At 27.3% G+C, this 8,369-nt stretch carries 10 protein-coding genes and 1 pseudogene; 4 read left to right on the top strand and 7 right to left on the bottom strand.

Annotated elements, in window-relative coordinates:
- From JG677_RS08840 to rpiB, 7 genes and pseudogenes are all read right to left on the bottom strand, one after another.
- Positions 1-312, bottom strand: a pseudogene (locus tag JG677_RS08840) (hypothetical protein); the annotation flags it as partial.
- A 44-nt stretch (positions 313-356) separates the two neighbouring features.
- Entirely contained in the window at positions 357-1,466 is a 1,110-nt protein-coding gene (ychF, locus tag JG677_RS05825) for a redox-regulated ATPase YchF (protein ID WP_200285645.1), read from the bottom strand.
- Positions 1,463-2,914 carry a leucyl aminopeptidase gene (locus JG677_RS05820; RefSeq protein ID WP_200217690.1) on the bottom strand — a complete coding sequence of 484 codons (1,452 nt, stop codon included), beginning with the start codon at positions 2,912-2,914 and terminating at the stop codon, positions 1,463-1,465. Before JG677_RS05820 ends, ychF begins: the two co-directional genes overlap by 4 nt.
- Positions 2,914-3,507 carry a DedA family protein gene (locus JG677_RS05815; RefSeq protein ID WP_200169121.1) on the bottom strand — a complete coding sequence of 198 codons (594 nt, stop codon included), beginning with the start codon at positions 3,505-3,507 and terminating at the stop codon, positions 2,914-2,916. The genes JG677_RS05820 and JG677_RS05815 overlap by 1 nt, the downstream gene beginning before the upstream one ends.
- An 11-nt stretch (positions 3,508-3,518) precedes the next feature.
- The gene (apt, locus tag JG677_RS05810; protein WP_200217689.1) at positions 3,519-4,067 is read right to left on the bottom strand and encodes an adenine phosphoribosyltransferase; all 549 of its coding nucleotides are present in this window, start codon (positions 4,065-4,067) and stop codon (positions 3,519-3,521) included.
- Positions 4,064-4,396, bottom strand: coding sequence for a hypothetical protein (locus tag JG677_RS05805; protein WP_200169119.1), 333 nt, complete (start codon positions 4,394-4,396; stop codon positions 4,064-4,066). Before JG677_RS05805 ends, apt begins: the two co-directional genes overlap by 4 nt.
- Complete coding sequence (rpiB, locus tag JG677_RS05800; protein WP_200217688.1) at positions 4,397-4,834, bottom strand: ribose 5-phosphate isomerase B; 438 nt, start codon at positions 4,832-4,834, stop codon at positions 4,397-4,399.
- Between the two features lie 149 nt (positions 4,835-4,983).
- On the opposite strand from rpiB, the gene JG677_RS05795 reads away from it, so the two are divergent.
- The 4 genes from JG677_RS05795 to JG677_RS05780 all read left to right on the top strand — a co-directional run.
- Entirely contained in the window at positions 4,984-5,535 is a 552-nt protein-coding gene (locus JG677_RS05795; RefSeq protein WP_200169117.1) for a CheB methylesterase domain-containing protein, read from the top strand.
- Between the two features lie 21 nt (positions 5,536-5,556).
- Positions 5,557-6,339, top strand: a complete 783-nt coding sequence (locus JG677_RS05790; RefSeq protein WP_200169116.1) for a CheR family methyltransferase — start codon at positions 5,557-5,559, stop codon at positions 6,337-6,339.
- Between the two features lie 79 nt (positions 6,340-6,418).
- On the top strand, positions 6,419-7,348 hold the full coding sequence (locus JG677_RS05785; protein WP_131186906.1) for a ribose-phosphate pyrophosphokinase: 930 nt from the start codon (positions 6,419-6,421) through the stop codon (positions 7,346-7,348).
- 129 nt (positions 7,349-7,477) lie between these two features.
- Positions 7,478-8,369 (top strand): Cj0814 family flagellar-dependent secreted protein (locus JG677_RS05780; protein ID WP_200285644.1); only part of this gene is annotated, 892 nt, incomplete at its 3' end.

The raw sequence follows: 8,369 nt of genomic DNA, 5'->3' as shown, positions 1-8,369 counted from the left end.
AAAAGAATTAAATAAAGCTAATAGAAAATTTAAAAATAAAATCAGCCAAAAAATATGAATATAATAAGATATGCAAATAATTAAAGACAATAAAAACAACAAAAAACCCAATAATTTCATAATATGTTTTTTAAAATAAAAAATATTAAAAAATTCAATTATAGGATAAAATAAAACAAAGGGTAGAAAAAATAAAATATCATTTAATGTAATGAAAAAAAATTGTAAATCTTTTTCATAGGTATTATAAATGATATTTTCGGTTATTGTTTTATGGGTTGCATAAATAAAAACATTTATAAATATTGACAATAAAAGAATATAAACTTGACTAATTTTTTTTAGGAAAAAATCTCTCATTTACTTACATTAAACCTAAAATGCATAACATCTCCGTCATTAACTAAATAATCTTTTCCTTCTAAACGCAATTTTCCTGCTTCTTTAGCTTTAGCTTCCCCTCCATAATGAATGAAATCTTCATAAGAAATTACTTCAGCTTTAATAAAACCTTTTTCAAAATCATTATGAATAACGCTTGCAGCTTTTGGAGCTTTCCAGCCCTTTTTAATAGTCCAAGAGCGCACTTCTACTACTCCAGCAGTAAAATAATTAATAAAGCCAAGCTTATGGAAACTTGTGCGGATAATTTGATCAAGTCCGCTTTCTTTAATTCCTAAAGAATTTAAAAATTCATAACTTTCTTCTGTGCTAAGAGTGCTTAATTCTTCTTCTATTTTAGCACAAAGTTTAATCACTTCTTGATTTTGTTTTTTTGCATATTCTTTTAGAATTTTTACATAATGATTATCTTCGTTAAGAGTATTTTCATCAACATTTGCTCCATAAATTACTTCTTTAGCAGAGAGTAATCTTAATTCTTTAATAAGATTTTGATAAATTTCGCTATCTTGCTTTTCGAAAGTTTTTGCCATCAAGCCTTTATTAAGATGATCAAGTAAATGTGAAGCTAATTCTAATGTTTCTTTAGCTCCTTTTTGATTGGCTTTTGCCTCTTTAGAAAGTTTTTCTATTTTTTTATTTAATTGTTCAATATCAGCTAAAATAAGCTCTGTATTGATAATTTCAATATCTCTTATAGGATCTACACTTCCTTCAACGTGGGTGATATTTTCCTCTTCAAAGCAACGCACTATATGTAAAATAACCTCAGTTTCTCTAATGTTAGAAAGAAATTTATTACCAAGACCCTCTCCTTTACTTGCTCCTTTAACAAGTCCAGCTATATCTACAAATTCAATTAAAGATCTTATAATTTTTTGTGGATTAACAATTTTGGCTAAATGATTAAGACGTGAGTCAGGAACTTCAACCAATGCTTTGTTTGGTTCTATAGTGCAAAAAGGATAATTAGCACTTTGTGCATTTTGTGTTTTAGTTAAAGCATTAAAAGTTGTTGATTTTCCTACATTAGGAAGTCCTACTATTCCTACAGAAAGACTCATTTATTTTTCCTTAAAAGATGAATTAAGAAATTTACACACATTCTAACTCCAGCTCCACTTGCTCCAAAATTCATATAGCCCCAATTTTTTTCTATATAAGCAGGACCTGCAATATCTAAGTGCAACCATTTATCTTTGTATTCTTTGCGTATAAATTTATCTAAGAAAAGTCCAGCAGTAATTGCTCCTCCATAACGACTCGATGAAACATTGCAAACATCTGCTATATTTGATTTAATAAGTTCTTTAAGATAGGGATTAAAATGTAATATAGTTGTATATTCTCCACTTTTTTTACTTGATATATAAAATTCATTTTGTAAATCTTCGTTATTTCCCATAATAGCACTTGTATATTCTCCAAGTCCTACGACACAAGCTCCTGTTAAAGTAGCTAAGTCTATAAGTAAATCAGGTTTTAAATCTTGTGCAAAAGAAAGACAATCAGCCAGCACCAATCTCCCTTCTGCATCAGTATTTCTTACTTCTATACTAACACCTTCTCTTGAGATTAATATATCATCAGGTTTGTAAGAATTTCCACCTATCATATTTTCTGTAGCACCGATGATACAATGAACTTCAAATTCCAATTCAAGCTCAGCTATTGCTTTTATAATTCCCATAGCAGCGGCAGCACCGCTTTTATCTGCTTTCATAGTAACCATATAATCTGAAGGTTTTAAGCTAAGTCCGCCGCTATCATAAGTTAAACCTTTGCCCACAAATACAATACGTTTTTTTGCATTTTTATGCTTATAGCTAAGGTGAATAAGACGTGGAGGATGGATAGATGAGCGATTAACTGCTAAAAAAGCATTCATTTTTTCTTTGGCTAAAAATTTTTCATCATAAATTTTACACGTTATATTTTTATTTGATTTTGCTAAATTTTTAGCATCTTCTGCCATTTGAAGTGGGGTGTAAAATTCTGGAAATTCATTAACAATATTTTTTGTGAAATTTGTAGCATTAGCTAAAATATCACCTCTTGTAATTCCTATTTTTGCTTCATTTTGGTTAAATTTTTTACCATTAATATCATTTTTAGCTATAATGATTTTTTTAATATTTGATTGATTTTTTTCACTTTTATATTTATCAAATTTATATGTAGCAAAAATAATTCCTTCAACCAAAGAAGCAAAGCTTCTAACAACACATTCTCCTATTATAGAAGGGGTTTTTATAGTTTTAATATTTAATTTTTCAAGACATTTATAGGCCTCATAAAAACTTTTTCTTATATCTTCATAATTAAGGCTTTTAAGTTCTATAAACAATTTTTTATTATGTAAATCAATACATAATCCTTCGCCCTTATAATTGTTAAGATCAAAGAAATTTTTATATTCTTTTAAATTCTTTATATTTTTATTTTGTATAAAAATAAGTTCAAAATCAGCTGCAATCTCTTCAATATTTTTTGAGCTAAGTTCAAATTTCATCATTTCTTCCTTTTTTCTTTTAATAAAGATTTTTCCATTTGCTTAAAACCAAATAATAAAAGCAATAAAAATAATATAATAATCAAAGCAGCATAATACCAATGCTCTTCTGCCCAGCTAACTGCCTTCCAAATGGCTTCTCCAAAATACCAAGCTAAAAGTATAGTAATGCTTGCCCAAACCCAAGCGCTAAAGAGATTAATAATAGCAAATTTTTTAGCACTATATCTTGTAATGCCAATACTCATAGGTATAATTGTTCTAAAGCCATACATATAGCGTTGAATAAAAATAATAGGCCAACCAAATTTTTGTAAAAGCAAATGAGCTACTGCGAATTTACGCCTTTGCGTTCTAAGTTTTTTTTGTATATATTTTTTATTATATCTTCCAATATAAAAATAAACTTGATCTCCAGCAAAGCCTCCAAGACCTGCTATAAAAATGACTAAACCTAAATTAACATGACCTTGATGAGCAAAAATTCCCGCTAAAATTAAAGCAAGTTCCCCTTCTAACATACACCATACAAAGATGATAATATAGGCAAGATCTTTATAATTATAAAGTAAATTTTTTAAAAAATCTTCCATAATAGGCCTTTCTAAATTTGTAAAATACTATAAACTGAAGTAATACTAGAGAGTTTTTCAGCCCCTTTTAAATCTTTTAATTCAAGTAAAAAGCAAGATTCTACACATTGCCCTCCAGCTTTTTGTATTAGCTCACAAGAAGCTATAGCAGTTCCTCCAGTTGCTATTAAATCATCAACAAGAAGTACTTTAGCATTTGGAATTCCTTTAAACGCATCTTGATGAATTTCTAAAGTATCGCTTCCATATTCTAATTCATATTCGCAAGAAAATGTTTTGTAAGGAAGTTTTTTAGGTTTTCTTATAGGAACAAAAGGAATATCAAGTCTTGCACAAAGCATAGCAGCAAAAATAAATCCACGACTTTCTGCCCCAGCAATAAAATCAAGAGTTATATTTTTATAGCGTTCTTGTAAATGATTTAACAAAAAAGACAAGGCTTTTTTATCATTAAGCAGGGTCGTAATATCTCTAAATTGAATTCCTTTTTTGGGAAAATCTGCAATGGTTCTAATTGTATTAAGTAAATATTTTTGTTCTTCTGTGTTTAATGTTTTCATAATAATGCCTCTATTTTTGCTTCTAATTCTTTAATTCTTTGTCTTAATTTATCATTCTCTAATCGATATTGAGAATTTCTAGTTCTAAGTGAAGTTAAATCAGCTTTAATTTTATTAAGCTCTTCTGTTAAAATATCTATATTTCCTAGACTCCTTTGAAGTTGAACTTGAAGTTTTCTTATGATGATTTCTGTATCATCAAGATTACGTTTAATAAACTCTTTAGAGTGTTTTTCTTTATGAAGTAGTGTTTTATAATAAAACAACATAACAATTAAATAAATACTGATACAAATAAGCAAAGTTAATATAAGCCAATCTAAAAACATTTATAATCCTATTTCAATTTTTTGAATTCTATTAATATGTCTTCCCTGATCAAAAGGTGTTTGGATAAAATTTTGAATAATATCAATCGCCAAATCAATCCCAATAAGTCTTCCGCCTAAAGCTAAAACATTTGCATTATTGTGTTTTCTAGCTAGTTTTGCGCTAAGACTTTCATTGCATAAAGCACAGCGAATGTTTTTATGTCTATTTGCAGCAATTGAAATGCCAATCCCTGATCCACAAATTAAAATTCCAAAACTTTTATCATCAATTTTACTAGCGAGTAAATGAGCAAAATCAGGATAATCACAGCTTGAAGTATCATGCGTTCCTAAATCGATAAAAGTAATATTTTGGTTTTGAAAAAAAATACAAATTTGTTCTTTAAGTTTAAAACCAGCGTGATCACTGGCAATATAAATTTGTTCTTTAAGCATATTAAAAAACCCAATCTAACTAAAATTAAGATTTATTTTATCATAATAAAGTATAAAAATAATTAATTTAAAATATAAAATATGCTAAATATTTTTGTGATACAATAATATTCCAAAATATCTTTATAAATATCAAGGGAAATTAGTTAATGAAGTTTATACTCATAGGATCTTCTACAGGTGGACCTAATCAGCTTAAATATTTACTAAAAGATGTAAATATTAAAAATACTTGTATTATTATAGCTCAGCATATGAGTCAAAGTTTTATTCCTTCTTTTGTAAATCAGTTTAACAAAGAAGCTTTAAGCGAAGTATGTATTATAAATGATAAAGAAATGCTGTCAAATAAAATTTATATTTGCCAAAAAAATACTATTTTAACAGGTTCTTTAAATCCAGTTGCAATATGGCAAGATGAGATTTTGTCAGATTTTAAACCAAGTGTTGATTTACTTTTTAATTCTGCAATTGAACTTAGTAAAACAAATAAAATACTAGCTATTATTTTAACAGGTATGGGAAATGATGGGGCAAAATCTTTGCTTAAGCTCTATAAAGCTGGAGTAAAGTGTTTATGTGAAAATGAAGCAGATTCTGTAGTTTATGGAATGCCCAAAAGAGCTAAAGATTTAAATCCTGACTTAAAGCCTATGAGTTTGAAAGAAATTAAAAAAGAGATTTTAGATTTTATTGAATAAGAATAATATTAAGGAGTATCTATGGAAACAAAGAGTCTTAATGAATTTGAATTTAATGAATTTGTAAAAATAATCAACGAAATAAGCGGTATAGATTTAACTGATAAAAAAAATACCTTATCTTTAAAATTATCTAAATTTTTATTAGAACATGGATTTGATAATTTTCAAAATTTTTTGCTCAAATTAAAAGTTAATCAGAAATTAAAACAAGAAACTTTAGATTTTGTTACCATAGGTGAAACATATTTTTTAAGAGAACTTGAGCAACTAAAAGAAGCAATTTATTATATTAAAAGTTTGGAAAAAAGTGTAAGGGTTTTAAGCGCTCCTTGTTCAACGGGAGAAGAAGTATATTCTTTAGCTATTTTAGCTAGTCAAAATTACGTTAAAGATATAGATATTTTAGGAATTGATATAAATTCTAATGTTATAGAAAAAGCAAAATTAGGAAAATATCAAGGAAGGACATTGCAAAGACTTAGCGAGATTGAAAAAAATAAATTTTTTACAAGAGAAGATGAAATATATACTATCAATAAAAGCGAACTTTGTCCTTGTAAATTTGAGCTTTGTAATGTTTTTGAAGATAAATTTTTAAGACTTGGAAAATTTGATATTATTGTATCGAGAAATATGATGATTTATTTTAATTATGATTCTAAGTTAAAACTTATGGAGCATTTTTATAAAATTTTAAATAATAAAGGAAGATTATATATTGGAAATGCCGATTTAGCTCCTGATATAGAATTGTTTAAAAAAGTTTTTTCTTCTAAAGGTGTATATTACGAAAAAATATAAATCATTTGAAGATCTTTATTTTACAGCATTTTTTAATATTTATTTTAATAGAATGCCGTTTTAACTTTTAAGGATATTTATGCGTGGTTATAAAATTTTTTCAGGTTCAGCTAATATTAATTTCGCAAAAGAAATTTCAAAATATCTTTCTTTACCTTTAAGTGATGCAGGTATTAAGCGTTTTAGTGATGGTGAAATTAGTGTTCAAATTGATGAAAGTGTTCGTGGAAAAGATGTTTTTATTATACAAAGCACTTGCGTTCCAACAAATGATAATTTAATGGAGCTTTTGATTTTAACAGATGCTTTAAGAAGATCAAGCGCTAATTCTATTACCGCAATTGTTCCTTATTTTGGATATGCAAGACAAGACAGAAAAGCTAATCCTAGGGTTCCAATTACAGCCAAACTAGTTGCTAATTTAATTCAAACTTCAGGAATTGATCGTGTTGCAACTATTGATTTGCATGCAGGTCAAATTCAAGGTTTTTTTGATATTCCAGTTGATAATCTTTATGGAAGTATAGTTTTTAATGACTATATAAAAAATAAACATTTTAAAAATGCAATCATTGCAAGTCCTGATATAGGGGGGATTGCAAGAGCTCGAAGTGTTGCAAAACATTTAGGTCTTGATATTGTTATCGTTGATAAAAGAAGAGAAAGAGCTAATGAAAGCGAAGTTATGAATATCATAGGCGATGTTAAAGATAAAGAAGTGATTTTGGTTGATGATATTATAGATACTGCAGGAACTATAGTAAAAGCTGCTGAGGTTTTAAAAGATAGAGGGGCAAGATCGGTTATGGCTTGTTGTACTCATCCTGTATTAAGTGGAGCAGCATATGAAAGAATTCAAAATAGTGCGCTAGATGAACTTGTTGTTACAGATACAATTCCTCTTAAAAAAGAACTCCCTAACATTAAAGTATTAAGTGTAGCTCCAATTTTTGCAGAAGTTATACGCCGTGTTTATCATAATGAAAGTGTTAATTCTTTATTTATCTAAAAATTAATAAAAATATATAAAGATTAAAAAATAAAAATTTATTCCATTTTGACATAAAATGGAATAAATATTGCTTGTATTATTTTATATTTAGATTGAAGGCAGAAAAATCTAAATTAAGGAATTAATATGAGTATCTTTAGCATCAATGATAACTCAAACTATGGCTCTATACTTTCACAAGCAAAAGCCAATAAAGAAAGTAAAGAAAATTCTAAAATAAATTTTGCAAATACTTTTTTAAAACAAAATGCTAGTAAGTTAAATGAAATAGAAAATAAAAATTCACAAACTTTAATAAGAAGTGAAGTATTAAATTCTACTAACAATAATATCAATAAGAATTATTATACTAAAACAAGTTCTCCTAACTATGATATATCAAGTGAATTTAAAAACTCTATTTATACTCTAAAATACAAACAAGCTGATTTAAGCACTAATACAGCTTATGGTTATAGTGTAGATAAAGATGGTTATATGGGAGAAGACTTTAATAAAGCTGCAGGATTGCCTGAAGATTTTAAGATACATAAATCTACTTTGGATGAGATAGAAAGATTTAATCAAGAAAATATGGCTAGTGAAACTAGTGGGAATTATTATAATAGCTTTGATATGGCTTCTATAATTAAGTCTTATTATAATGAAAATTTTATTCAAGTAATAAGTGCATTTCCAAATGATAAAACAAGTTTTAGCAAAGCAGATTTGGAACAATTACCAAAAGGATTAAATAGTGATTATAATGATAACCAAGAACAAATTGTAAAAAATATATTTAATGCAGAACAATTTCACGAAGCACAAGCAATTAAATATTCTACTATGAATTTGGGCATGAACCTTACAAAACTTGACTTTTCTCCACAAAGTATGGAGCAAGGTCCTTCACTAGAAGATGGCTTTAATCCTGATATGTCAGTTTATCCACAAAATGAAGATGGAAGCTATTCTAAAGAAGCTTTATTTATGAGTTTTTTAAAATCTCAAGGTGGACAACCTGTTGAAAGTTTAAAAA

This window comes from Campylobacter sp. TTU-622, from assembly GCF_016598965.1.
GTDB lineage: Bacteria > Campylobacterota > Campylobacteria > Campylobacterales > Campylobacteraceae > Campylobacter_D.
This window is presented reverse-complemented; position numbering and strand designations above follow the sequence as displayed.

Coding starts and splice junctions, on each gene's coding strand:
- ychF (WP_200285645.1), bottom strand. CDS start 1,466: ATGAGTCTTTCTGTAGGAATAGTAGGACTTCCTAATGTAGGAAAATCA.
- JG677_RS05820 (WP_200217690.1), bottom strand. CDS start 2,914: ATGAAATTTGAACTTAGCTCAAAAAATATTGAAGAGATTGCAGCTGAT.
- JG677_RS05815 (WP_200169121.1), bottom strand. CDS start 3,507: ATGGAAGATTTTTTAAAAAATTTACTTTATAATTATAAAGATCTTGCC.
- apt (WP_200217689.1), bottom strand. CDS start 4,067: ATGAAAACATTAAACACAGAAGAACAAAAATATTTACTTAATACAATT.
- JG677_RS05805 (WP_200169119.1), bottom strand. CDS start 4,396: ATGTTTTTAGATTGGCTTATATTAACTTTGCTTATTTGTATCAGTATT.
- rpiB (WP_200217688.1), bottom strand. CDS start 4,834: ATGCTTAAAGAACAAATTTATATTGCCAGTGATCACGCTGGTTTTAAA.
- JG677_RS05795 (WP_200169117.1), top strand. CDS start 4,984: ATGAAGTTTATACTCATAGGATCTTCTACAGGTGGACCTAATCAGCTT.
- JG677_RS05790 (WP_200169116.1), top strand. CDS start 5,557: ATGGAAACAAAGAGTCTTAATGAATTTGAATTTAATGAATTTGTAAAA.
- JG677_RS05785 (WP_131186906.1), top strand. CDS start 6,419: ATGCGTGGTTATAAAATTTTTTCAGGTTCAGCTAATATTAATTTCGCA.